Source organism: Pseudoalteromonas sp. BSi20429, from assembly GCF_000238895.1.
GTDB lineage: Bacteria > Pseudomonadota > Gammaproteobacteria > Enterobacterales > Alteromonadaceae > Pseudoalteromonas > Pseudoalteromonas arctica.
On the sequence record NZ_BADV01000075.1, the window covers coordinates 1 to 25,559 of the forward strand.

At 38.9% G+C, this 25,559-nt stretch carries 23 protein-coding genes and 2 tRNA genes; 12 read left to right on the forward strand and 13 right to left on the reverse strand.

Going from position 1 to position 25,559, the window contains the following annotated elements:
• Positions 1-45: 45 nt before the first annotated feature.
• Entirely contained in the window at positions 46-1,371 is a 1,326-nt protein-coding gene (pssA, locus tag P20429_RS05560) for a CDP-diacylglycerol--serine O-phosphatidyltransferase (RefSeq protein ID WP_007585102.1), read from the reverse strand.
• Between the two features lie 287 nt (positions 1,372-1,658).
• Between pssA and trxB the strand changes: the two genes are divergently transcribed.
• From trxB to infA, 4 genes are all read left to right on the forward strand, one after another.
• Positions 1,659-2,609: a thioredoxin-disulfide reductase gene (gene trxB, locus P20429_RS05555; protein ID WP_007585104.1), complete on the forward strand. Its 951-nt coding sequence runs from the start codon at positions 1,659-1,661 to the stop codon at positions 2,607-2,609.
• Positions 2,610-2,706: 97 nt separating this feature from the next.
• The gene (gene aat, locus P20429_RS05550) at positions 2,707-3,423 is read left to right on the forward strand and encodes a leucyl/phenylalanyl-tRNA--protein transferase (protein ID WP_007585106.1); all 717 of its coding nucleotides are present in this window, start codon (positions 2,707-2,709) and stop codon (positions 3,421-3,423) included.
• Complete coding sequence (locus tag P20429_RS05545; RefSeq protein ID WP_010552618.1) at positions 3,416-4,120, forward strand: arginyltransferase; 705 nt, start codon at positions 3,416-3,418, stop codon at positions 4,118-4,120. Before aat ends, P20429_RS05545 begins: the two co-directional genes overlap by 8 nt.
• A gap of 90 nt (positions 4,121-4,210) precedes the next feature.
• Complete coding sequence (gene infA, locus P20429_RS05540; RefSeq protein WP_002962494.1) at positions 4,211-4,429, forward strand: translation initiation factor IF-1; 219 nt, start codon at positions 4,211-4,213, stop codon at positions 4,427-4,429.
• Between the two features lie 214 nt (positions 4,430-4,643).
• On the opposite strand, the gene clpA is transcribed toward infA, so the two are convergent.
• Both clpA and clpS read right to left on the reverse strand, forming a co-directional pair.
• Positions 4,644-6,905, reverse strand: a complete 2,262-nt coding sequence (clpA, locus tag P20429_RS05535) for an ATP-dependent Clp protease ATP-binding subunit ClpA (RefSeq protein WP_007585108.1) — start codon at positions 6,903-6,905, stop codon at positions 4,644-4,646.
• A 230-nt stretch (positions 6,906-7,135) separates the two neighbouring features.
• Positions 7,136-7,444, reverse strand: a complete 309-nt coding sequence (clpS, locus tag P20429_RS05530; protein WP_007585109.1) for an ATP-dependent Clp protease adapter ClpS — start codon at positions 7,442-7,444, stop codon at positions 7,136-7,138.
• 209 nt (positions 7,445-7,653) lie between these two features.
• Here clpS and cspD point away from each other — a divergent pair, with 209 nt between their 5' ends.
• Positions 7,654-7,872 (forward strand): cold shock domain-containing protein CspD, encoded by a 219-nt coding sequence (cspD, locus tag P20429_RS05525; protein ID WP_002962500.1) that lies wholly within the window; start codon positions 7,654-7,656, stop codon positions 7,870-7,872.
• Positions 7,873-8,397: 525 nt separating this feature from the next.
• Positions 8,398-10,620: an NADP-dependent isocitrate dehydrogenase gene (locus tag P20429_RS05520; RefSeq protein ID WP_007585113.1), complete on the forward strand. Its 2,223-nt coding sequence runs from the start codon at positions 8,398-8,400 to the stop codon at positions 10,618-10,620.
• 289 nt (positions 10,621-10,909) lie between these two features.
• Here the strand turns inward: P20429_RS05520 and P20429_RS05515 are convergent, their stop codons facing one another.
• The 4 genes from P20429_RS05515 to P20429_RS05500 form a co-directional block, all read right to left on the reverse strand.
• Positions 10,910-12,157, reverse strand: coding sequence for an amidohydrolase family protein (locus P20429_RS05515; protein ID WP_007585114.1), 1,248 nt, complete (start codon positions 12,155-12,157; stop codon positions 10,910-10,912).
• A 12-nt stretch (positions 12,158-12,169) separates the two neighbouring features.
• The gene (locus tag P20429_RS05510; RefSeq protein WP_007585115.1) at positions 12,170-13,552 is read right to left on the reverse strand and encodes an amidohydrolase; all 1,383 of its coding nucleotides are present in this window, start codon (positions 13,550-13,552) and stop codon (positions 12,170-12,172) included.
• 100 nt (positions 13,553-13,652) lie between these two features.
• On the reverse strand, positions 13,653-14,438 hold the full coding sequence (locus tag P20429_RS05505; protein WP_007585117.1) for a hypothetical protein: 786 nt from the start codon (positions 14,436-14,438) through the stop codon (positions 13,653-13,655).
• Positions 14,439-14,561: 123 nt separating this feature from the next.
• Positions 14,562-15,254 (reverse strand): hypothetical protein, encoded by a 693-nt coding sequence (locus tag P20429_RS05500; RefSeq protein ID WP_007585118.1) that lies wholly within the window; start codon positions 15,252-15,254, stop codon positions 14,562-14,564.
• A gap of 125 nt (positions 15,255-15,379) precedes the next feature.
• Between P20429_RS05500 and P20429_RS05495 the strand changes: the two genes are divergently transcribed.
• On the forward strand, positions 15,380-16,252 hold the full coding sequence (locus P20429_RS05495; RefSeq protein WP_007585119.1) for a fructosamine kinase family protein: 873 nt from the start codon (positions 15,380-15,382) through the stop codon (positions 16,250-16,252).
• Between the two features lie 103 nt (positions 16,253-16,355).
• Positions 16,356-16,559 (forward strand): CPXCG motif-containing cysteine-rich protein, encoded by a 204-nt coding sequence (locus tag P20429_RS19775; protein ID WP_008166246.1) that lies wholly within the window; start codon positions 16,356-16,358, stop codon positions 16,557-16,559.
• Position 16,560: 1 nt separating this feature from the next.
• Here P20429_RS19775 and P20429_RS05490 read toward each other — a convergent pair whose 3' ends face one another.
• The gene (locus P20429_RS05490; protein ID WP_007585130.1) at positions 16,561-17,187 is read right to left on the reverse strand and encodes a riboflavin synthase; all 627 of its coding nucleotides are present in this window, start codon (positions 17,185-17,187) and stop codon (positions 16,561-16,563) included.
• 128 nt (positions 17,188-17,315) lie between these two features.
• Between P20429_RS05490 and P20429_RS05485 the strand changes: the two genes are divergently transcribed.
• The 4 genes from P20429_RS05485 (at position 17,316) to P20429_RS05470 (ending at position 20,101) form a co-directional block, all read left to right on the forward strand.
• Complete coding sequence (locus P20429_RS05485) at positions 17,316-18,686, forward strand: MATE family efflux transporter (protein WP_007585131.1); 1,371 nt, start codon at positions 17,316-17,318, stop codon at positions 18,684-18,686.
• Positions 18,649-19,713, forward strand: coding sequence for a DUF3080 family protein (locus tag P20429_RS05480; RefSeq protein ID WP_033027001.1), 1,065 nt, complete (start codon positions 18,649-18,651; stop codon positions 19,711-19,713). The genes P20429_RS05485 and P20429_RS05480 overlap by 38 nt, the downstream gene beginning before the upstream one ends.
• 113 nt (positions 19,714-19,826) lie before the next feature.
• Positions 19,827-19,903: transfer RNA gene (locus P20429_RS05475), tRNA-Val, on the forward strand.
• Between the two features lie 121 nt (positions 19,904-20,024).
• Positions 20,025-20,101: transfer RNA gene (locus P20429_RS05470), tRNA-Val, on the forward strand.
• A gap of 275 nt (positions 20,102-20,376) precedes the next feature.
• Here P20429_RS05470 and P20429_RS05465 read toward each other — a convergent pair.
• From P20429_RS05465 to P20429_RS05450, 5 genes are all read right to left on the reverse strand, one after another.
• Positions 20,377-21,414: a N(5)-(carboxyethyl)ornithine synthase gene (locus P20429_RS05465; protein ID WP_007585133.1), complete on the reverse strand. Its 1,038-nt coding sequence runs from the start codon at positions 21,412-21,414 to the stop codon at positions 20,377-20,379.
• A gap of 495 nt (positions 21,415-21,909) precedes the next feature.
• Positions 21,910-22,221, reverse strand: coding sequence for a hypothetical protein (locus P20429_RS19780; protein WP_202799306.1), 312 nt, complete (start codon positions 22,219-22,221; stop codon positions 21,910-21,912).
• Positions 22,222-22,298: 77 nt separating this feature from the next.
• The gene (locus P20429_RS05460) at positions 22,299-22,727 is read right to left on the reverse strand and encodes a hypothetical protein (RefSeq protein ID WP_007585140.1); all 429 of its coding nucleotides are present in this window, start codon (positions 22,725-22,727) and stop codon (positions 22,299-22,301) included.
• Between the two features lie 186 nt (positions 22,728-22,913).
• On the reverse strand, positions 22,914-24,317 hold the full coding sequence (locus P20429_RS05455; RefSeq protein WP_370494142.1) for a sugar porter family MFS transporter: 1,404 nt from the start codon (positions 24,315-24,317) through the stop codon (positions 22,914-22,916).
• 59 nt (positions 24,318-24,376) lie between these two features.
• Positions 24,377-25,417, reverse strand: a complete 1,041-nt coding sequence (locus tag P20429_RS05450) for a LacI family DNA-binding transcriptional regulator (protein ID WP_007585144.1) — start codon at positions 25,415-25,417, stop codon at positions 24,377-24,379.
• Positions 25,418-25,559 lie beyond the last annotated feature (142 nt).

A 25,559-nucleotide genomic window follows, 5' to 3' on the forward strand; every position in this document is an offset into this window, starting at 1 on the left:
GTATTTAAATTTCAGATTTATATAAACTTATTTAGATAAACTGGTTTAGATAAAACGCTTAATTATAAAATCTACTTTTACGCGCTTAGCTTGGCCAAGTAGTTTTTTAACTGGCTGCGGGTAATCATCCATCGTTTCTAAATCATCTGGGCCTGTTAAACGTCGGCAGTGTTGTAAAATTTCCTGCTTTTCGTTATCAATAGCATCCATAATTGTTTGCTCTGGATCTTCTATTAAAATACCGTTTTCGATATCAAGACCCCATGCACGCGGATTTAAGTTATGCCCGCTCAGTAAATGCTTTGTTCTATCTGAACAAATACCTTTTAAATGAAACGAATTGCTTTCATCTTTCCACAGGTACACATTTAAATTACCGTTATCGATATGACGCTTTTGCGTTTTTACAAATTTATGCAAAATAGTTTCGTATAAATAAGGTAATGCCCCTATTTTACTAAACGGCTCGCTTGGCGGTAAATAAAAGTCATTTGCTGTTTTATCGCCTACAACAATAGTCACTTGCTTGCCTTGCTTTAATAATCGGCGCAGTGATCGCATAAGCGGTGCCGGAAAATTGAAGTATGGCGTATACAACACAAGCTCTTGCTCTGTTGTATCAAATAACGCTTTTATTAAACGATTTAACTCGTTATTACGACGCCCGAGTCCTAAAAACAAACGAATACCTAATGCTTGCGTATTTAGCTGCTCTGCTGCGTTATAACTTGCGACTTTTAAATCGCGCATTAACTGCTTTTGATCAAGCTTAAAGTCGTGCAAACGCTTAAGCGGTCGAGTGTCAATGCGTGGCACGGCCACTGATGAAAGTAGCTTTGTCTCAATAAAATCAACTACTGAGTCACACAGTTCGCTCTGCGTTATCAAAAAGTAACGATCGAGCCTGTAGCGCTCGTTGTATTGCAAGTACACGTTATTTAAGCTTGCGCCGCTGTAAAGTAAGGTGTCGTCAATTACAAAACCTTTTAAATGCAATACGCCAAATAATTCTTTAGCTTTTACAGGTACGCCATAAACTTGTACGCTCGATTTAAACTTTTCTAAATCGTCACAGTATAAACTTGCGTTACCGTCTGATTTATCAGCGCCAATTAATCCACGTTGCGCACGATGAAAATCCACCAGCACTTTGACCTCAAGTGCGGGGTTTGCCAATGACACACGATGCAGCGCTTCTAAAATTTCGCGACCTGCTTCGTCATCTTGTAAATACAACGCAGTAATATAAATTCGTTTTTTTGCGTTCGCTATCAAGCGTAGCAATTGCGTTCGGTAATCTTGCGCATTGGTTAAGACGTTAACGTCTTTTGAAGTCAACCCGAATGCGGGTTTTTCCTGCCAAAATAACATAGTTGCCTATTTGCTTAGGTCACATAATCTATCAGTGACAAATAAAATTAGGTAAAACATAACAAAAAAAATCAAAGGGGTCATGAAATAACGCTGTTTTGTTGCCTGTTAGTCTATTTATTGAGCTACTTAGGCATTTTAACTGTAAAAGCACAGAGCTCTAGTACACAATACTGCACAGCTTTTCGATTTGATAAAAAAAATAATCGCGGATTTTGTTTACATCTGCCTTGTTTTTCTTAGAATCGAGCGCATTAAAGACCGTATTAAACGTTTAGGAAAAAATAATGACTGAAGCAAAACATTGTAAGCTACTAATTTTAGGCTCTGGCCCAGCTGGTTATACTGCCGCAGTATATGCAGCACGTGCAAATTTAAACCCTGTTTTAATTACAGGCATTCAACAAGGTGGCCAATTAACAACCACAACTGAAGTTGAAAACTGGCCTGGTGATGCACACGGTTTAACAGGTCCTGCGTTAATGGATCGTATGAAAGAGCACGCTGAGCGCTTTGAAACTGAAATCATATTCGATCACATCAATAAAGTAGATGTATCTAAGCGCCCTTTCACACTAACTGGCGACCAAGGTACTTACACATGTGATGCATTAATCATTGCAACGGGTGCTTCTGCCAAATACTTAGGCCTAGAGTCTGAAATTAATTTCCAAGGCCGTGGTGTTTCGGCATGTGCTACGTGTGACGGTTTTTTCTATAAAGGTCAAAAAGTAGCGGTTGTTGGTGGTGGTAATACAGCGGTTGAAGAAGCGCTTTACTTATCTAACATTGCTGACGAAGTACATGTTATTCATCGTCGTGACAGTTTCCGCAGTGAAAAAATACTTGCTGACCGCCTTGCTGAAAAAGCAGCTAACGGTAACGTTGTAATGCATTACAACCGCACGCTGGACGAAGTATTAGGCGACCAAATGGGCGTAACCGGCGTTCGTATTAAAGATGCACACTCTGATGCAACTGAAGAGCTAGATTTAGCAGGCGTATTTATTGCTATTGGCCACAAGCCAAATACTGATATGTTTGTTGGTCAACTAGAAATGAAAGATGGCTACTTAGTTGTAGAGTCTGGTCTTCACGGTAACGCGACTCAAACAAGCGTAGAAGGCGTTTTTGCTGCAGGTGATGTGTCTGACCACATTTACCGTCAAGCAATCACATCTGCGGGTACAGGCTGTATGGCTGCCCTTGATGCAGAGCGTTTCTTAGATAATTTATAAGCAATTAAATAAATTATTATAGGGCTGATTATTCAGCCCTTTTTTTATGCCTAAAATATAGTTACACTTTTAAGATCAATTATAAAATAAGTACTGTATGAGAAATCAGCTATACCAATTAAGCGAAAACGATATAGCATTCCCCAATCCGGAATACGCATTAGAATCCCCTGATGGCTTGTTAGCAATTGGCGGAGATTTGAGTTTACCTCGCCTAAGTAATGCCTACAAAAGCGGAGTATTCCCTTGGTTTAGTGAAGATGAGCCTATTATGTGGTGGTCTCCCAGCGAGCGAGGCATTTTTGAGCTTAATGATTTTCATATAAGTAAGAGCCTGCGTAAGCATTTAAAAAAGCACCCTGTAAGAGTAACCATTAATAATGCCTTTGAAGAGGTGATAGAAGCCTGTCGCGATCAACGCCTTGATACCGATGGCACTTGGATCACCTCTGACATGCTCGACGCTTACGTTAATATACATAATGCTGGCATTGCACATAGTTTAGAGGTGTGGAGTAACGGAGAGCTTGCAGGTGGCTTATACGGCATTATGCAAAATGGTGTTTTTTGTGGCGAGTCGATGTTTCATCATCAAACCAATTGCTCTAAGCTTGCTATGTGGGCACTGGTAAATTGGCTTAAACGCCATAATGCACATTTTATTGATTGCCAGTTAGAAAACCCTTATTTAATGACCCTAGGTGCAAAAGTAATCCCCCGTTCCACATTTTTGACTAAACTAAAAGCTGCACATAACTATACTGTTAACCCTATTATGTGGGAGCCACAAGAACTTGACGCAATCTATGAATGAACAACTTCCTGCACGTGTTGGTTTAACCCAAGAGTTTGACTGTAGTTATTTACCCAACAGACAAGAGCAACTTTTAGTTATTCTTGATCCCAGTTGCTACAGCACCGATAAATTTGAGTCATTATTAGGCTTGGGATTTCGTCGCAGTGGTAACCAAATATACCGTCCGCACTGCCCAATATGCAGCGCATGCAGTTCTGTACGTGTATTAGCACAAGACTTTATGCCCTCAAAATCGCAAAAACGTAAACTAAACAAAGCAAAAACACAGTTTGAGGTAAAATATTCAACGCAAGAGCGACCTGAGTACTATCCGCTTTATAGCAAGTACATAACGATGCGTCATCAGGATGGAAGTATGTATCCTCCTGAAAAAGAACAGTTTCAAAGTTTTTTGCTTTGTAGTTGGCTCAAGATCACATTTATTGAACTGTGGCACCAAGATACTTTAGTCGCAGTTGCCGTAACTGATTGTATGAATAGCGCTATTTCTGCAATTTATACCTTTTTTGATCCCGACTTTGAACACTATAGTTTAGGCTCTGTGATGATATTAGAGCAGCTAAAGTTTGCTAAAGAGCAAAATAAGCAATACGTGTACTTGGGCTATCAAATTGATGAATGCGACAAAATGAAGTACAAAACTCAGTTTTTACCTGCTCAAAAACAGCTCAATGATGAGTGGGTGGCTATTTAATTTGCAAATATAGCCCCTGCGCCTTTACTTATTGGAGTATTTTGGGCAAAATCTGCAGCGTTTAACTATTAAAGAGGTGTTACGCTAAACATGGCGAAAGAAGACGTAATCGAAATGCAAGGGACAGTCCTTGATACTTTACCAAATACAATGTTCCGAGTTGAGCTAGAAAATGGTCACGTAGTTGTGGCTCATATTTCAGGCAAAATGCGCAAAAACTATATCCGTATTTTAACCGGCGATAAAGTAACGGTAGAAATGACTCCTTACGATTTATCAAAGGGTCGTATCGTATTCCGTGCTCGCTAAGTAAGTGCGTAAACGAGATTTAGTTTTTGGCTAGTGTTTTACTAGCTTTAAGCGTTTATTAAATGTAATTGATAGACATTGACTAGCAATTACATTTAATAAACAAAAAGCCCAGTTTTTGCTGGGTTTTTTGTTGCCTATAAAAAAAGCAAAAAAAATGGCCCGCTATTATGTAGCGGGCCATTTTATTTAACTAAATTATTTAATTAACGTTTTACGCTGGTGTTAAATTACTCTCGTAATCAAAGCGAATCTTCTTATCTTTAACCGATACTTTAACCGTACCGCCATCAACAAGTTCACCAAACAGTATTTCGTTAGCTAATTGCTTTTTAAGCTCTTCTTGAATAACACGTGCCATTGGACGTGCACCCATTGCTTTATCGTAGCCTTTATCTGCCAACCACTCACGTGCTTTAGACGTAAGCTCAAGGTTAACTGATTTTTTATCAAGCTGCGCTTGCAGTTCCACAATAAACTTATCAACCACCAGTAAAATAACTTCACGTTCAAGGTGATTAAACCAAATGATGTTATCTAAACGGTTTCTAAATTCTGGTGAAAATACTTTATTAATTGCACCCATTGCATCGTGCGTATGATCTTGCTCTGTAAAACCAATCGACTTACGCGTAGTTTCTTGTACGCCCGCATTGGTAGTCATTACAACCACTACATTTCTAAAGTCAGCTTTACGGCCGTTATTATCGGTCAACGTACCGTGATCCATAACCTGTAGCAAAATGTTGTAAATGTCTGGATGCGCTTTTTCAATCTCATCTAAAAGTACAACAGCATGTGGATTTTTAATAACTGCTTCTGTTAATAAACCACCTTGCTCAAAACCAACATACCCTGGTGGAGCACCAATTAATCGACTAATTGCATGGCGTTCTACATATTCCGACATATCAAAACGAATAAACTCAACACCCATACATTTAGCAAGTTGCTTAGTTACTTCTGTTTTACCCACACCGGTAGGCCCTGCAAACAAGAACGAACCCACTGGTTTTTCTTCGCTCGATAAACCAGAGCGAGATAAGCGAATAGCTGATGTAAGCGCATCAATAGATTGATCTTGCCCAAACACGAGCATTTTAAGGTTACGGTCTAAGTTTTTAAGCGTTTCTTTATCTGTCGACGAGACGCTTTGCGCTGGGATACGTGCCATTTTAGATATAATTAGTTCTATATCTGCCACGCCAATGGTTTTTTTACGTTTAGAGCTAGGTTGCAGACGCTGGCTTGCACCGGCTTCATCAATTACATCAATTGCTTTATCTGGCAAGTGGCGCTCATTAATGTATTTAGCACTGAGTTCTGCAGCTGCTTTTAGTGCTTTTTGAGTGTAACGAATGCCATGATGCTCTTCGTAACGCTCTTTTAAGCCGTTTAATATTTTAGTGGTATCGGCAACACTTGGCTCAAGTACATCAATTTTTTGAAAGCGACGTACTAATGCACGGTCTTTCTCAAAAATATTTTTATACTCGTTGTAAGTTGTTGAACCCATACAACGTAGCTTACCACTTGAAAGGAGTGGTTTAAGCAAGTTTGATGCGTCCATAACACCACCAGACGCCGCGCCGGCACCGATTATGGTATGTATTTCATCAATAAATAAAATAGAGCCTGGCTCAGCTTGCAGCTCTTTTAGTAAGCTTTTAAAGCGCTTTTCAAAGTCGCCGCGGTATTTAGTACCCGCAAGCAATGCCCCCATATCTAGCGAGTACACAACAGCATCTGCAATTACTTCTGGTACTTGCTTATTAACAATGCGATACGCTAAGCCTTCAGCAATGGCTGTTTTACCAACGCCCGCTTCACCTACAAGTAATGGGTTATTCTTTTTACGACGACACAATACTTGTACCGTGCGCTCTACTTCGCTGTCGCGTCCGATCAGTGGATCAATGTTACCTTCACGAGCTTGAACGTTTAAGTTAGTTGTAAAGCTGTCTAGCTTGCTTGCTTCTTCATTTTGAACTTCTTGCACTTCATCATGAATATCGTCGCTGTCGTTGCCTAATTCATCATCTGCTTTAGAAATACCATGCGAAATAAAGTTAACGATGTCTAAACGCGATACATCATGCTTTTTAAGTAAATATACAGCTTGGCTTTCTTGCTCAGAAAAAATAGCAACTAGCACATTCACGCCAGTGACTTCATTTTTACCTGACGATTGCACATGGAACACAGCGCGTTGTAATACACGTTGAAAGCCAAGTGTTGGCTGAGTTTCACGCTCTTCTTCTAAATCTGGAATGACGGGTGTTGTTTCGTCAATAAATTCTAATAATTCGGTTTTTAAACCAGAAATATTAACACCACACGCGTTTAGGGCTTCTCCTGCAGAAGGATTATCTAACAGCGCAAGTAAAAGGTGCTCTACGGTCATAAACTCATGACGGCGAGTGCGCGCTTCACGAAACGCGGCATTTAATGTGAGTTCTAAGTCTTTGTTTAGCATTGGCAACCCCTTACTGAGATAATAATTTATACCACAACAATCGGATGTTTGATCACCCTAATTGGTATTTATACCAATTGCATTAAATTCGTGGCCTATTATAGCGATGAGGAAATAACTTAGTAACAAGGCAAAAATTACAAATATAGTTGTTCTATATGAATAATTTTTAACGAAGTTAATAAGTAATTTAATCCGCTAAAATGATCATTTTTTAATAAAATTGGTATTTATTCCTGCTCACAACTACAAAGCAGTGGATGCTCGTTATCACGCGCGTAGCGGTTAACTTGTTCAGCTTTGGTGTGGGCTACGTCGGCGCTGTAAACACCACATATACCTTTACCTTTTTCATGAACCTGAAGCATCACGTCGGTTGCTCTATCGCTATCCATATTAAAAAACGTCGTTAAAACTTCTATTACAAAGTCCATCGGCGTGTAGTCGTCGTTATTTAAAACAACTTTATATTTTCGCGGCGGCTGTAGCTTTTGCTTTTCGCTGTCGCGAACTGTATCGATAACACCTGAATCTTTCATACCACTCATAATTAAATATAGTCTTGTCTTTGTAACTCAAGCAAACTTGAATAAAAAATAAATAAAATGTTAAAAAAATAACTCAAAACACTTGACTGGTTGGCTAAATAAACTACAGTCAAACGTAGATTGATTAAACCTTAGTCAGTCTAACAAATAATACAATTTAGAATAACTAAATTAGTCAACTTATTGAAGGATGTAGAAGTATGGCTTGCGGTAAAGTTAAATGGTTCAACAACGCTAAAGGTTTTGGTTTCATCGTAGAAGACGGCTGCGAGAATGATATTTTCGCTCATTACTCAACAATTGTAATGGACGGTTATAAAACGCTTAAAGCTGGTCAAGATGTAACATTCGAATTAGAACAAGGACCTAAAGGTCTACACGCTAAAAATATTGCCCCAGATGGTGACATTATTGAGTGACTATTGTTTTGTTCGACTAAAGCGAGTGACCTTTTAAGATCCTCGCTTAATTCCTTAAGCATACTAACTTATCTCTTCTCCCCTATTTATTGCCTCTTTTCATTCAAATTCAACCCTTTTCCTTGAATTTATTTTATATACCCCAATGTTCTAAGAGTTGATTGTTTAACTGCTTATTGGGCATGCTCAACCTCTAGCCCTTTTTATTTAAGCTTGTTACACTCTTGGTGCTAAAAATTGCGTATTAACGCAGCAACTAATCCAACTTGTCGCCTCTTTTATATGTACTAGGCTAAAGGCTGATTTATTTTTGTTAATTTTTTAGCTATAAATACAATTCCAGTTCGTCAGGTGTGACTATTCTGCTTTTATAAAAGAGCAACGCTGAGTACCAACACCTAACAAACTATTCATTACGAGCGTATGTATTCATTAACTTGTTTAATAATATGTACTCACTCATTAGTAATGATTTTCTTTGCATTGTTGAATAAGACCTTTTCGGTCTACTATCTAGGAATGATGATGACATCAAAAATTATCTATACAAAAACGGACGAAGCTCCGGCACTAGCAACTTACTCGTTGCTACCGATCATCCAAGCATATACAAATGCGGCCGGTGTTGAAGTTGAAACTCGCGATATCTCATTAGCAGGTCGTGTAATTGCTAGCTTCCCTGATTATTTAACACAAGAACAACGCATTGGTGATGCACTTGCTGAACTTGGCGAGCTTGCTAAAACACCAGAAGCAAACATCATCAAATTACCAAACATCAGTGCATCTGTACCACAGCTTCGCGCTGTAATTAAAGAGCTTCAAGCAAAAGGTTACGCTCTTCCAGAATACCCTGTTGAACCTAAAAATGATGAAGAAAAAGCAATTCAAGCTGCTTACGACAAAATCAAAGGCAGTGCAGTAAACCCAGTACTACGTGAAGGTAACTCAGATCGTCGCGCACCAGGTTCTGTAAAAGAATATGCACGTAACAACCCGCATTCAATGGGTGCGTGGAGCAAAGATTCAGAGTCTTATGTTGCAAGCATGAGCGAAGGCGACTTCTTTGGTTCAGAAAAGTCTGTAACTGTTGATACAGCCACTGATGTACGTATTGAACATGTTGCAACTAACGGCGACGTTTCTGTACTTAAACAAAGCACGCCTCTTTTAGCTGGCGAAGTTATTGATGCATCAAGCATCAGCGCTTCTAAACTTCAAGCTTTCTTAGCTGCTGAAATTGACGCTGCTAAAGAAAAAGGTGTTTTATTCTCGCTTCACATGAAAGCGACAATGATGAAAGTATCTGATCCAATTATCTTTGGTCACGCTGTAAAAGTATTCTACAAAGATGTATTTGCTAAACACGGTGAGCTTTTTGAAGAGCTAGGTGTTGATGTAAATAATGGTTTAGGCGATGTATATTCTAAAATTCAAACATTAGACGATGCTAAGCGCGAAGAAATTGAAGCGGACATTCAAGCTGTTTACGCTAGCCGCCCTGCTATTGCTATGGTTGATTCTGACCGTGGTATTACAAACCTACACGTACCAAGTGACGTGATCATCGATGCTTCTATGCCTGCTGCAATCCGTTCAAGCGGTCAAATGTGGAATAACGATGGTAAATTACAAGACACTAGCTTTGTAATTCCAGATCGTTGTTACTCAGGTATTTACCAAGCAACTATTGATTTTTGTAAAGTGAATGGTGCGTTTGATCCAACAACTATGGGTAGCGTACCTAACGTTGGCCTTATGGCTCAAAAAGCTGAAGAATACGGTTCACACGATAAAACGTTTGAAGCTAAAGCAGATGGTTCTATCCGTGTTGTTGATGCAAATGGTAATACATTACTTGAGCACAGTGTTGAGCAAGGCGATATTTGGCGCATGTGTCAGGTTAAAGACGCACCAATCCAAGATTGGGTTAAGCTTGCAGTAAATCGTGCACGCGCAACAGGCGTTCCAGCTATTTTCTGGTTAGACGAAAACCGTGCACATGATGCAGAGCTAATCAAAAAAGTAAATAAATACCTACCAGATCACGATACAGCTGGCCTAGATATTCAAATTTTAGCACCGCTTGAAGCAACATTGTTCTCACTAGCGCGTATTAAAGAAGGTAAAGACACTATTTCTGTAACAGGTAACGTTTTACGTGATTACCTTACAGATTTATTCCCAATTTTAGAGCTAGGTACGAGTGCTAAAATGCTTTCAATTGTTCCACTTATGAACGGTGGTGGATTATTTGAAACTGGCGCAGGTGGTTCTGCACCTAAGCATGTTCAACAATTCGAAAAAGAAAACCACTTACGTTGGGATTCTTTAGGTGAATTTTTAGCACTTGCTGCATCGCTTGAACACCTAAGCGTAACTACGGGTAACAACAAAGCACAAGTACTTGCTGATACACTTGATAAAGCGACAGGCACTTTCTTAGCAGAAAACAAGTCTCCTTCACGTAAAGTGAAAGAAATTGATAACCGTGGTTCTCATTTCTTCCTATCTTTATTCTGGGCACAAGAACTTGCTAAGCAAAATGATGACAGTGAACTTAAAGCACAGTTTACTCAAATTGCTAGCGACCTTGAGTCTAATAAAGAACAAATCGTAAGTGAACTTAACGATGCGCAAGGCCCTGCAGTTGATTTAGGCGGTTACTTCCAGCCTAACGATGATGCAGCCTTTAAAGCGATGCGTCCAAGCACTACATTTAACGATATTCTTGCTAAATTAGTATAAATATTAGTTTAAATTTAAAAGCCGCTTACTTGTAAAAGTAAGCGGCTTTTTTATGTCTAAATTTTACAAACAAAAAGGCCGCTATTTATAAAATAGCGGCCTTTGAATAATTAAATTTATTTATTTAATTAATTATTTAGTATCATACCAATTCGCTTAATTAAGTGATCAACTTTGAGGCAAGAAAATCTTGTCGATAACAAGGCAAAAATTTCGTTATTTAGTTGCTCTATATCAGAAATTTTTAACGCAGTTACCGTCAGATTTAATCCCTCAAATTGATTAAGTATTATTGCGGGTTGGTATAAGCCCGTGGCATTTTTGAATCTGTCGTATAACGGTCACGCAGTTTATCTTGGCGAGATTGTGTAGAAACCTCAACCCCATTGATAAACATTTTGCTCACGTGGCTGCTTAGTTCAAACGGGTCATTACTCCACATTACTACATCAGCAGCTTTACCTACTTCAAGACTACCTGCATTAATGCCAAATACATCAGCAACGTTTGATGTAACCGCTTTTAACGCACCTTCTTGGCTCATACCATACGATACTGCATTACCAGCATCAAAACGCAGCTGGTAAATGTTGTGGCTTGCATCACCACCTACCGTTAATAATACTTTAACGCCTGCTTTTTCTAGCACACCTGCATTATCTAAACTCGCATGAAGCGAATCAAAACTTGCTGGTAAGCTGTCCATTGCACTAATAATTACTGGGATATTTGCTTTAGCAACGCGCTCTTTAACTACAACAGCGTCTTGTGCGCCGTTAAGTACTAAGTTAATACCAAATTGCTCTTTTACTTTAATAAGCTCAATAATATCTGCCGCACGTGATACACCAACCACTAATGGCATTTCGCCACTAAGGACTTTCACCATTACTTTGTCTTCAGTACTTGGCTTGTCGTCATCTTTTTTAGCTTTTTTACCAGCTTTAGTTTTGTGCTCATCAAGTTTATTAATCAGTGTTTGCAAAGTAAAAGCACGAGAGCCTTTACTGCGCTCACCTAAGTAAACAATTAAAGCCGCTTGTTTTTGCATGTCGCTATCAAAACTACCACTTAAATCAACAACACTCGCAAGGCCTGAAAAAATGCTATCGCCGCCATGAGGGGTAATTACATCGCGTGTTACACCGCCTTTACGAGCGTAAGGGATTAAGCTTGAATGTGCGTTGTAAGCAAGACTTACGTCAAAATCAATACCGGCTTTTTCCTCGCCAGCATCGCGAGAGCCTGCAACTGCACTTACTTCAACTAAACCAAGTTGATTAATACTTGCAATAAAGCCAGGGGTTACAATTTGGCCCTTTGCATCAATAATTTGATCTACTTTAATTTCAGTTGGGTTAATCGCTGTGATTTTACCATCTGTCATTACAATGCTTGCCGCTTCTAATACACCTTGATCAGATGACGTATGCAATGTTGCATTAATAATTGCTAGCGATTGTGCGCTTACAGCACCAGATGCTAATAATCCTGCAGCAACCAGAGAAAGCGAAAACGAACGTGATAAATTTTTCATTCTGGGTGCTCCTTATTGTTGACCTAACATAAAATCACTTGTTGCTTGATACGCGCTGTCGTTTCTATCGTAAACTTTTGCACCATCAACAAACACTTGTTCAGCTTTAGCATAAACACTAAATGGGCTTTGATTCCAAATAACAACATCGCCCTGCTTACCTGCTTCTAGTGAACCTGTTTTGTCATCAATACCTAGCGATTTAGCAGCGTTAGCCGTGATCCATTTAATAGCGTGTTGCTCAGAAATATCAAAACCGTTTTCGTTAGCACGGTACATAACCTTGCCAGCTTCTTGGTTTAAGCGCTGAATAGTGGTATCTGAATCTGAGTGAACAACCGCACATGAATTTTTAACAGCATCAACAATAGCTACGTTTTCTTGAACCATGTCGTAGGCTTCCATTTTAAAGCCCCACCAGTCTGGCCAAAGTGCAGCACACGAGCCATTTTCGGCAAGTAGGTCAGCAATTTTATATGCTTCTACACCATGATGGAATGTACCCGCGTCGTAATTAAATTCTTTTGACAGGTCAATCATCATTGCCATTTCTTCAGCTTTATAACAATGATTATGAATACGTACTTCGCCCTCAAGCACACCACGAAGCGTATCGTGTTTAATATCACGTACTGGTGCTTCTGGGTTTAAACCTGCTTCATAATCGGCATCGTACTTATCCCACGCACGTTTGTATTCAGCGGCTTCAGCCCATGCCATACGATAACCTGCCATATTACCCATACGAGTTGAAGGCAATACACCTTGACGACCATAAACACGTTTAGGGTTTTCACCACACGCCATTTTTAAACCATACGGCGCCTCTGGAAATTTCATACCTTGCATAGTGTGTGCAGGGACGTTTTTAAGCGTAACGCCGCGTCCACCAAATAAGTTAGCTGAGCCTGGTAAAATTTGTAGAGAAGTAATGCCGCCTTCGCGTGCGCGATTAAAGCCAGGATCTTGTGGCCAAACAGAATGCTCAACCCACACTTCTGCAGTGTTAGGGCTGGTCATTTCGTTACCATCTTGATGCGACTCAACCGACGGGCTTGGGTATGCACCTAAATGTGAATGTACGTCAATAATACCCGGTGTTACCCATTTGCCTTGTGCATCAATTGTAATATCAGCAGTAGCAGTTAAGTCTTTACCAACTTGTTGTACTTTGCCGTCAACAAGTAATACATCAGCTTCATCTAAACGCTCACCAGTACCTGTAAGTACTGTTGCATTTGTAATAAGTGTGCTTGATGTAGAAACGGGCTGATAAGTGCTTGGGTAAGGATTTTTGTTGATTGTTATTTTATCGTCTTGCGGGCCGTTTTCTTGGCAACCTACAAGTGCAGCAGCTAAGCCAACTGCTAATAAAGAAGGTGCAAATTTTTGCATGTTGTTTGGATCTCCTGTTTTTTTGCTACTTTAGCGAAAGCTAAGGAATAAAGCCAAAAAAACAGGTGAAAACGCAGTTAATTAAGATGAATATCTGTAATTATTTCTTTATATAATTGTTATACAACTTTTCAAGCGCACCTTCGGTTGTAAGCGATGGATCTTTACTAATAAAGTGCTTAACCGTACGCGTTACAAAATCAGAGTTTTGCTTATGTAACTTAGAAAAATCTTTAATAATTGTATTACCGTCTTTAGCCGCTGTCACTTTGTCATGACGGTGACGATACTGGCTTAGCGCTTTATTAAAATCCCCTTGGTAGTCTTCAACCAAAATTTTATAAAAGTCACTTTTTTGTACGTTTAAATCATTAATGCAGTAATTTAGCGCCTCTTTAAAGTCGGTAAATATCATGCCTTCTACATCAAACTCTTTTGTTTTTTCACGTACTGCTACTTTGGCATCTTCTGTGGCATAGCTAAAACCAGTAAACGCTAAACGCTCAGCGGCTTCTTTTCCTAATTTCATACCCGCTTGAATACTATGCGCAAACTCATCGCTCATATCGCCAAGTTCGTTTTCTTCCCACATGTTATAAACACGCAGAGGTTTTGCGTATTTAGTGGCAAGCTTTTTCTTCATTTTAGTGAAACGCTCATCAATCGTCATCAGCCTTTCGTTATGTAAAAGTGCATGACACTCATAACACGCAGGAATAGATATAAAATCAGCTTCTTCACCTAAATCAACAATGCTTTGTAGCATATGCAGCGGCGGACAATGGTCGCGCTCTGTCGCTTCACAGCCACAATAAAAACACTGGTTAAAATGCTGCTGATCGCAAGCGTATGCTTGCTGATAATAACTGGCTAACGTTTTGCTCACCGTTGCTCCTAAAAAACACGACTAAATTATGGGGGCGATAATAACAGCCTGAAAAAATAAGTCAGCCGCAAAAAAGCATTTAATTTAATTATTTTACAGATATCACTTAACACAAAACAGCGCTTAAATAAGCGCTGCAATTAAACCAAATAAACCACCAAACACACCACCCCACACAACAAGCCAGCCTAAGTGCTCGCGGATCATGGTTTGAATAATCTCTTTAACCATTTTGGGGGTAAGCTCATCTAGGCGCTCATCAACTAATTTAAGTACTGTTTTATGTAGGCTCTCTGCACTATTACCTTGTGAAAGCGTTTGGGTTACTAATGCTTTAAAGTCGTCAGTTTGAGAAATCTCACTAAGCGACAATTGCATTTTTTCAATAAACTTTTCACGCATAGGCTCTATTGCTGCAGTGCCGCCAAACATACCTAACATGCTACCAAACTGAGATTCTTCAATAACGACAAGTAAATTGTCGAATGCAGGGTTTAGATCAACATTACTAATTATCGGCTCAAAATCGATATTGGGCTGCGCTTTATTAAGTAAATTATTAATTTTTTGCTCTGAAAAAAACTCCGTTAATATTAGGTTTCTTATAGCTACTTTAAAGCTTTCAAACTTAAGCGCTATAACGCCTGAGCCATATAAAAACGGGACTTTTTCGAACAACATATGAATAGCTAATAAATTAGTTACCGCGCCAGAAAGTGCAAATAAACCAACTGATAACACAATTGCTTGGTTAAACATAAAACCTACAACAACACATAAACCCGCTAGCAAATTGGTTATTAAACTTTTGTTCATTTTTACTCCATTACAGTAAGTGTAATTTTTATGCAATATAGTCGTTAATTTTACAACGTTTAGATTGTTAAATTAATACCTTTTTGCCATAGTTTAAGTATCTGTTTAAAAGGCGAGCAATTGTTATGTGGAAAACAGTAAATGAGCACATCAGCCAAGCCATTAATTTTGACTTTAAACACACCTATAAACGCCAATTACAAAGTACAAATAACGACAAACTATTTCATATTACCAATGGTACGCATAACTTCTTCGTTAAAATAGCATTAAAAAGCGAACTCGAGCGTTTAGAAAGTGAATTTATTGGCTTAAAGCTTTTAGCGCAAAATAGTAATTTTAAAGTCCCTGAATGTATTACAACCGGTGCAAATATAGAGTTTTCGTTTATTGTTTTACAGTGGCTTGTTTTGGATAAACAACCTCACGACACGTGGGCAACTATGGGAAGCAGCCTCGCTAAAATGCATCAAAAACACGACCAAGCCATGTTTGGTTTTGATGTAGACAACTACATAGCCACTACCATACAACCTAATCGCTGGCATAAAAAATGGGATGTATTTTACGCCGAAGAACGTATAGGGTGGCAATTACAGTTACTCGCTGAAAAAGGCATTAACTTTATTGAACCCGAGCGCTTAATTAATGCCGTTAAAGAACAGCTGCATAGTCATCAAGTTGAGCCCTCATTACTGCATGGCGATTTTTGGCGAGGAAATATGGGCTTTTTAAAAGCAGAGCCAACGGTATTTAACCCCGCTTGTTATTATGGTGATCGGGAAGTGGATATTGCAATGAGCGAACTATTTGCGCCACTGCCAAAAGACTTTTATAGCGCCTATAACCAGCACTACCCGCTTTCTCAAAATTACGAAAAACGTAAGTTAATATACCAGCTATACCCTATTTTAAATCACGCTAACATCTTTGCCGGTCACTATCTTACTGAAGCTAAACAACATATAGAAAAGCTGGTATTTGAAGGTATAAAATAAGTGTCATAAGCTGCATTTCAGCACTATATTTAATGAGTAAGTAGGCGTTCATCTGTAAGCGATTAAGTTGAATCTAACTTAATTATTTATAACTGGAGTGATTATGAAAGATTTTTTATCACAACGAATAACGTGCCCACACTGCGGACACCACATACATTTAGACTTAGACGCAAGCATGGGCGATCAAGACTACATAGAAGATTGCACTGCCTGCTGTAACCCAATTCATTTAAATATGCATATAGATCATGCTAACAATAAATTAGAGCTACACGTAGACAGCGACGACGAACAAATATTTTAACTTAAGCCTGATGGCGTAAGTAGTTTTCTACCGTATTTACAATAGTGTAAGTTTGCTGATCAACTTCAATATTAAACTTGTCACCCACTTGCGCTGCACCAATGTTTGTAATGGCGAGCGTTTCCGGAATTAGGTGTAACCAAAAACCTTGTTCATCAACTTCGCCCACGGTTAAGCTTGCGCCATTTATCGCAACAAACCCTTTATATAACACATACTTTTGCCACTCTTTTGGCAAGCTGAGTTGTATTTTGCAGTTATTCTCAAGCTTCACTATTTGAGAAATTTGTGACGTACAATGAATATGCCCAGACACTATATGCCCACCTAGCTCAGTACCAAACGTAACAGAGCGTTCGTAATTAACTAAACTACCTAACTCAAGCAGTCCTAAATTAGTTAACTTTAGGGTTTCGTCAATCACATCAAAATGCACTTGCGCTACCACATCGTGATTACTTAGCTCAACTTGCACAACTGTTAAACAACAGCCATTAATAGCAATACTTGCGCCTAAATCTAAATGCTTAACGTACTCATCGCTCACCGATACAACTAAGCGTAAAACACCGTCTGTTTGAGTCTTAGAGACCACCGTAGCTTGCGTTTGCACTATTCCTGTAAACATAAAATCACTTTAAATTATTACAAAGTGCTAGTTTAACGTATCAACTCATAAAATCATTCACTACTGTGATTTTTATTTAAACCCCAATAGATTACAATTACGCCCTATTTTATCAACTAGCTGTTTTTATGACCTTTTGCAATTGGGAAGCCAAGCGTTTACTTTCCCTCGCTTTACCTGTTTTTTTAGCGCAAGTTACACTTATTTTAATGTCGGTCGTCGACACAATTATGGCAGGTCAAGTTAGCCCTACTGACTTAGCTGCACTGTCTATTGCAACAGGAATATGGAACCCATTATTACTTGGCCTTCAAGGCATTTTATTAGCGCTTACCGGTATTATTGCGCAGTTTTCGGGTAGTGATGACCGCAAAGGCATTAGCCACTATTTTCAACAGGCGCTTTATTTAACCGCTATTTTGAGCTTTACAGGCTTTGGAATTGCCCATTTAGCAGATGCTATTATTTTTAAGCTCGATACAACGCCTGCAATTGCAAACCTTGCCATTGACTACATTCACTTTGTGAAATGGGGTGTATTTGGATTTTTAATTTTTACGGTATACAGAAACGTTACCGAAGGCATGGGAATGACCAAGCCCGCGTTTTACATAAGCCTATTAGGTTTAGCTGTTAATATTCCGGTAAATTATATTTTCATAAATGGCTTATTTGGTTTTCCTGCTTATGGCGGCGCAGGCTGTGGCATTGCCACTGCAATTGTTTTAACTGTTATGGCAATAGCGCAAGTCACTTACTGCCAAATGAGTAAAAAAGTAGATGCTAAAGGCCTGCTTTCATCATTCGAAAAACCTAATTTCACTACCATTGGTATTATTACTAAGTTAGGTATACCAATTTCACTCGCCACCTTTTTTGAAGTCACTTTATTTGCCTGTATACCGCTATTTATAGCGCATTTAGGTGCAGTAGCTATATCAGGGCATCAAATAGCAGCCAGTGTAACTACATTGCTGTTTATGATGCCGCTGAGCCTATCAATCGCTATCAGCATTCGTATAGGTAACTTATACGGCCAAAAGAACATGACTCAATTAAAAGTTGCGGTTTCTACCAGCTATATTTTAGCCATTGCTGTGGCGTTATTTTTAGCGCTTATTACGTTTGCCGGTCGTGATTTAATTAGCCAACTGTATACCGACAGCCCCGCTGTTATGGCATTGGCTTCATCAATTATGATTTTAGCGTGTATTTACCAATTACCTGATGCACTGCAAGTTGCAGCAAATGGCATACTTCGTGGGTTAAAATACACCACGCCTATATCGTATATTACGTTTATATCGTATTGGTTAATCGGCTTTTGTTTAGGTTACGTATTGGCAAGAACAGACATAATTGTGCCAGCTATGGGGCCACACGGTTTCTGGACTGGGATAATAGTAGGTCTTAGTGTCGCTGCTATTTTATTAATGCTAACGGTAAAAAAACGTCTAAAATATGAATTTCTTAAAATTGATGCACTCAATCAAAACTAATAAACTCAGCCTTAAAACATTACCAGCTGCTTTGCTGGTAATGTGTTTTTTAACACTTACTGGCTGCAACAAATCACAAAGTAGTATAAACGTTACTTATATTGAACGCTTAAGTAGTACAGTTGATACAAGCCCAACACAGCCTGCGCCACTCAAGCAACTCCCCTTACTGCAGCCTACCCCAATAGCACAAAGTGACTTAACACTGAGCATTGTTGAGCTTGCAGGCATTAGCCAATGTAAGCTTAACGTGCTTATAAGTGAGCACAATAACCAATTAGGAAAAACCGCCAGCGCTGCTGGGCAATTAAAATATCAAATAAACTTTATTAAAAGTGCACAGGTTTGCTTAAACACGCTTGATAAAAATAGTCCTAGTTACACAAAAATACTCGCAGCCAAAAACTACAAAGAAACACACCTAATGCACTTTTTTAACACCATGTTATTTAAAGAGCCTGAGCTAAATCGTACCTGGCAACTTACCTCAAACGAGCTTACCACTGAAACCGCTGGTTTTAGCGATACCGTACTTGCGCTAAAGCAACTTGTACTCATTAAGCAACAAATTAACGCTAAAGAATTTAGTGAAATTAATAGCGATTCTATTTTTAGTGCACTCGAGCAGCTTAATAAATTTCAATTTAACCAAGCACTCATTCAATCAGTCCGCAAGCAGGTAGTGTTAAATAACAACGCCACACAGTTTGTAAAAACACTAAACTTGAATACGTTGTGCCCTCAGGATAAAAATAATAAAAACGCAAAAATCATAAGCAACGTATTTCAAAAGTTTTACCTAAAAGAAATTCAGCCCTATCAAGCGCAATTAACTGGTTATCTAGAGGCACTACAACCGCTTTATAATGAGCTTTGGTTTAACGAAAGTATCTCAAGCCCTCAAATTAATAACTTAGTCAAAACGGACTCAGCAAGTAACTTACTGAACTTACTTAAAAGCTCAGCTAAAAAACATGTGGTTTGGTGGCAAGTATTTTATAAAACGTGTGAAATAAGCCCAATATGAATAAAAAAACGGCAAATAAACTCAAAAACAACAAACTTGCTTGATTCACCAACCGCCACGCTATATATTAGCCGCCGTTGTTAAGCAATTAACACCTACTTAAATAAAGTAATACGACTGTAGCTCAGTTGGTTAGAGCACTACCTTGACATGGTAGGGGTCGGTGGTTCGAATCCACTCAGTCGTACCAACATTAATGAAACGTATAATTGAAGGAAAGAGCACTACCTACTCTTGACCACCCGGTCCAAGGGTCAGTAGTTCTAATCCATTTAGTCGTACCAACATTTAAGTAAAACCTCAAAAATTGTACGACTGTAGCTCAGTTGGTTAGAGCACTACCTTGACATGGTAGGGGTCGGTGGTTCGAATCCACTCAGTCGTACCACTTCAAAGTAATCAAAAAAACTAAAAAAACCGAAGAAAAGCACTCCCTACTCTTGATCACCCAGTCCAAAGATCAGCAGTTCGAATCCACACAATTGTTAAGCATATCAGGTAGCCTTATAAATTGTGGGTGTTCGTTTTATCAAAACTTTTAAGATTTAAGTTCTCCAGTTTTACTATCAATCAACAAACACTTCGCCTTAAAATTGCTAGCATTAAGACGAAGTGCACACCCCTAATTAATCTAATGTAAAATTAGATTAGAGATAGATTTAATCATTGTGTTATTACGTTATAAGGGTAAATATTTTCGCGGTTTTGGAATGCCAAAATAGCCGTATTTTTAATTATTCCTTGCTCAATGTTTATTGCACGGCGAATGGTTTCATCTTTTTGCCACTGTAAAGCACCTTTAAGTATCGTTTGTAAATATACAATGAGCGCCGCAGAAATTGAACGCGTCGCGCTTTCCCATAAATAACTCGGTGTATGATCAACGCCATAATAATCCGTGTTGTTATATCGAAATAAAGGGTTTTTAAACGTTGTCGGCTTTGCAAAAAAGAATCCCATCCCCTCATCACAGCTAACGTCAATAATTAAGCTGTTTGGTTTTAAGCAGTCGGCTTCTGATTCAATTACAAAGTTAACCGGATGAGCTGTTTCTTGATAAGTCCCGTTCACGATAATATCGGCTTCGCTAATTAGATCGCCAAGAGGTCGATTAGTTCCATCATGCTCAACAACCATCATGCGAGCCTCTCCTTCAAGACCTTCTCGTACCTTAACATAATGACAATCTAATATTTCTTCACGCACTTCGTGATCAGGGCGCTGAATACAAATTGTAATATCTCTAAAACCATGCGCTTTAAGAGCGTAAATTGCGCCCCTACTCACTGCACCAAAACTAAATATAATCGTTTTACGTTGATCGCCATAATGACCATCAATACCCTTAAGTTGCAAAGCATGTATTACAGCGCAATACCCTGCCATTTCATTGTTTTTATAAAAAGTATGGCGCCCTGCATTTCCTTGTGGTGACCACACATACATATCTTCAAAAGCAATTAAGGTAAGTTTACGTTCAATTGCCACTTGTGTTATTTCATGCTGTTGAACGCAGTGGGCATAGCCCCAAATAGTGCCTCCTTCGCGCATTTCTTCTAAGTCAGCAAGTACAGGCTTTGCAATAATGGCCGTGCCAATATGGGTAAGTATTTCGCTGCGAGATGCAATGCCACCCGTTAACGTTGCAATATATTCATCGCTAACATTAAAAGCGGTGCCATAGCCTTGTTCAAACACCATTTGTTTTCTAAGATTTTCGGGAATTCGTAATAAATGCTCTGGGTGAATAGGATACCGTCTTTCATCTGTCTTGCGGGATGTTCCGATAACGCCGATAGTTAATTCACTCATGCTAAGTCCTGTTTATAAAGTAAGTACGCTTGAGTTCATCAACGAATCATCATACTTCGCCAATAAACTTAGGCGGTGTTTTTTCTGTACGTTTTTGGCTCGGATGAACCAATTCTATTTTACAAAGGTGTAATTTTGACAATAAATAATGAAGAGCAGTGAGTTAACTTGCATTGAGTTGCAAGCTGAAGACTATTACCTTTTGAGTAAAAGTGCTGACTGAGTATATCAGAAATAAGTATTACTAACTTGAGTATCTCAAACTGAAATAAAGGGAGTACTCGCTAATTACTGAGGTTTTACCCTAGTGATTTACTCTGTAGAGCAGGTTTAATCTGCTTTGTATTGGGTTAGCTGAACGTTTGGCTTTAACATCAACTCCGGCTATGTGCCATAAATGGACGGTGGGAACCTTATTCTCTTGTATGTGTACATTTGCGTTCGAGAAAAATCTACTTTCCAAATATCCAATTCGTATAAATTGCCTTGCTTATCTATATTTAACGATGCAGATACAGGAGTACCATCAAGGTCCTTGAATATATATTCAACTACCTCTTGACCAAGTTGACGATTCTCATAGTTATCACCGATAGCTAAGCTCCCCATTCCACCATCATTAATTGGATTGACAAGTAATAGAGAGATATCTATTTTCAACAACTTAGTCATTATTTCAATTTCAGTTGAGTTCAAATTCCGCATAAAAGATATACCTAACATTTACAATAAGCGGTTTGACAGCACTTTGTGGCAAATCCACCTTAATTTTTTTATCCTTCAGTTGCTGACCACTCGTCAAATCTTTTTTTCAAAATCGGTGATAATTTATCGAAAGCACTCCAACTGTCTTCGAAATGGTACAAAGTTTCTAGATCCTCGTCAGAGGTCGACTCGTAATCTTCATAAAACATACCGTCTTTGGATTCATAGTAATATTCAGCAAACCTATTACCAATAACGTTAAGGTCTTCATCAGTAAATTTTTCGTCGCAATTGTCAATGAACCATGTCGTTGGAGATACCTTTCTGGTTTTTAGCTGAGTAAGAGATTCTGGAAACTCTTCGGCATGAATTGAGCCTGCAAGATTATTCAATAAACACCACGAAACAAACATCGCCATGTGCGTTGCACCTTTTTCACAGGGCAAACCCTTTGGAAAGTCGCCGCCGTAGTGCCAAGATGCATCATCATATTTCATTACAGTTTCCTTGAAGGATAACAACTTACTCAGCCCCATTTGGGGGGTATAACACACCTAAACGGCGTATATTACATCCCTAATAATTTCATTAATAATTACCTTTGTAAACAGCTAAAAACCACAGCTTGTTATCTTGAGACAAAACTATTGCTTTAGTTGTGGCGCTTATTAAAGGGATAATATTTACCCTTTCATTTGTTCAAGCTCTTTGCCTTTGGTTTCGTGTAAAAACTTAAATACAAATATGACTGAAACAAACGCGCAAAATGCGTAAAAACCATAAGCCCCAGCTAAACCAATGCCTGTGAGCATAACAGGGAACGACCAGGTAATTAAAAAGTTAGCTATCCACTGGGCAAAGCCGGTAACTGCAAGGCCAGAGCCGCGAATTTGGTTAGGGAACATTTCACCTAGCATAACCCACATTACAGGGCCCCACGATAAGTTAAAAAAGAACACATACGCATTAGCGGCTATTAAAGCAACTATGCCCAGCTCTCCTAATTCTAAGTTGCCTGTTGAGCCAATATCTGCATTTAAAAAGGCATAAACGATAACCGAAAGCGTCACCGTCATACCAATTGAGCCTGTTAACAAAAAAGGTTTCCTGCCAATTTTGTCTATAAAACACATGGTAATAAACACCGCTAAAATACTTACAAAGCCGCTTATTATATTAATAAGTAACGCGTCAGATTCAGTAAAACCGGCTGCTTGCCAAAGTACCGCGCCGTAGTAAAAAACAACGTTAATGCCGACTAATTGCTGAAATGTAGCTAAGCCAATTCCTATCCAAACAATGGGGCGTAAACGTTTTTTAGGTTTATCAATAAGATCAGATAATTTAGGTTGGTGTTTATCGCCAGCAAGAGACTCTGCTATTTCATTTAATTTAAGAGCGGCAGTTTCAGCACCATATAATGACGATAAAACACGTGCAGCAGCGTCTTTTTTACCAGCCATAATTAGGTATCGCGGGCTTTCGGGGATAAAAAATAAAGCTATTAAAAACAAGCATGCAGGTAATAATTCAACCCAAAACATCCAACGCCATGTTTCAAAGTCGAGCCAAAATAAAGCCGTAGAACCGCCAGCCGTATTTGCTAAAAAGTAGTTACTCACAAATGCGCTAAATAAACCAAATATAATAGCCACTTGTTGCAGTGTAGAGAGCGTGCCTCTGTATCGTGCGGGGGCAATTTCGCTAATATAAGCTGGGGTCATAACCGATGCAGCCCCTACAGCTAAGCCGCCTAAAATGCGATAAATCACAAATTCAAACGATGTGACTGACACACCCGAGCCCCAAGCACTTATAATAAATAAAGCAGCGGCAAAAAGTAAAATTAGACGCCGACCAAATTTATCAGCCAATCGACCTGCGCAAAACGCACCAATGGCACAACCAATTAGCATGCTCGATACGTTAAATCCCGTACCCGCACTACTGGAGCCAAACGCCGTTTGGAGTCCATCAACAGTGCCGTTAATTACGCCGCTGTCAAAACCAAATAAAAAACCGCCAATGGTCGCAACAAAGCAAACCAGTACTATTAAAAGTACATTTTCTTTCTCGTTCATAAGTATCCATATTGTGTGTTGTTGTTATTTTATATAGATTTTGAAGCTCAAAAGGGTGTGCTTATTTAGTTGTTTTTATTCGTTGAGCTTGATTCTCTTTCTATTAATTCAAAATCTAAAATATGTCTTAAGTCTAAGCTTTTTACATTGCTTAAATCGTTATACTGACCCGATGCAAGTAAAGTAATCGCAAGCTCAGCCATTTCATTAATGGGCTGTTTTACCGTAGAAATATTTGGCCAAACTATGGTTGCAAGTTGCGTGTCATCAAAGCCAACTACCGACAGTTCGCTTGGAATATTAATACCTTGTTTTTGAGCTATTGAGATTACAGCGGCTGCCATATCATCGTTAGCTGCAAAAATAGCTGTTGGTTTATCATCAAGCGAAAGTAATTTTATTGCCGCTTCCATTCCCGATTGATAGGTAAAACTGCCCTGCTCTATATACTCAGGTGGCGTTATTATTTTATTAGAGCGCAGCGCATCTAAATAACCTTGGTAACGCAAACGGCTTACACCTTGTTTAGTGTCGCCAATAATATGTGCAATTTTGCTATGCCCTTGATTTATTAAATGCTCTGTAACATCAAACGCCGCTTGATAATCGTCCATGCATATATAAGGGGAGCGATTTAATTTTGTATCTGGCGTTATTCTTACAAATGGCACTTGAGCTTTAGTAAGCACATCTAAAACCTGTTCGTTATCGCACATAGGAGGCAGTAAAATCATGCCATCAACCTGTGTAACATCAATAAGTTGCTTTACCGATTCAATTGTTTTGTCAATATCGGTATGCGCTTCGTCAACAACAAGGTGGTAGCCCAGTGCGCGGCATTTTTTAAGCGCTGCCAATAAAAATTGGCTTATGTAAGAGTCACTTGGGTTATCGTATAAAAGTCCTAAAAAGAATGACTTAGTACTAGCAAGGCGCCTAGCAGACACATTTGGCCTGTAATTTAATTGCTCAACAACCGCCATTACTTTTTCGCGGGTTTTGTCGCTTACTTTTTTGTCTTGGTTGAGCACGCGCGAAACCGTCATCATTGATACACCAGCCTGCTCGGCTACATCTTGTATTCTTGCTCTTTTAGGATCGGCCATTACTGTTATTACCTACTCACAATCAGTGGATTGTTATAATTAACTTTCTTAATTTTCATTATACATAATTGTAAAGCTTGATATTGTTTACAGCGCGTTTTAAATGATTACTTATTGACAAAGTCTTATACTACACTGAAAA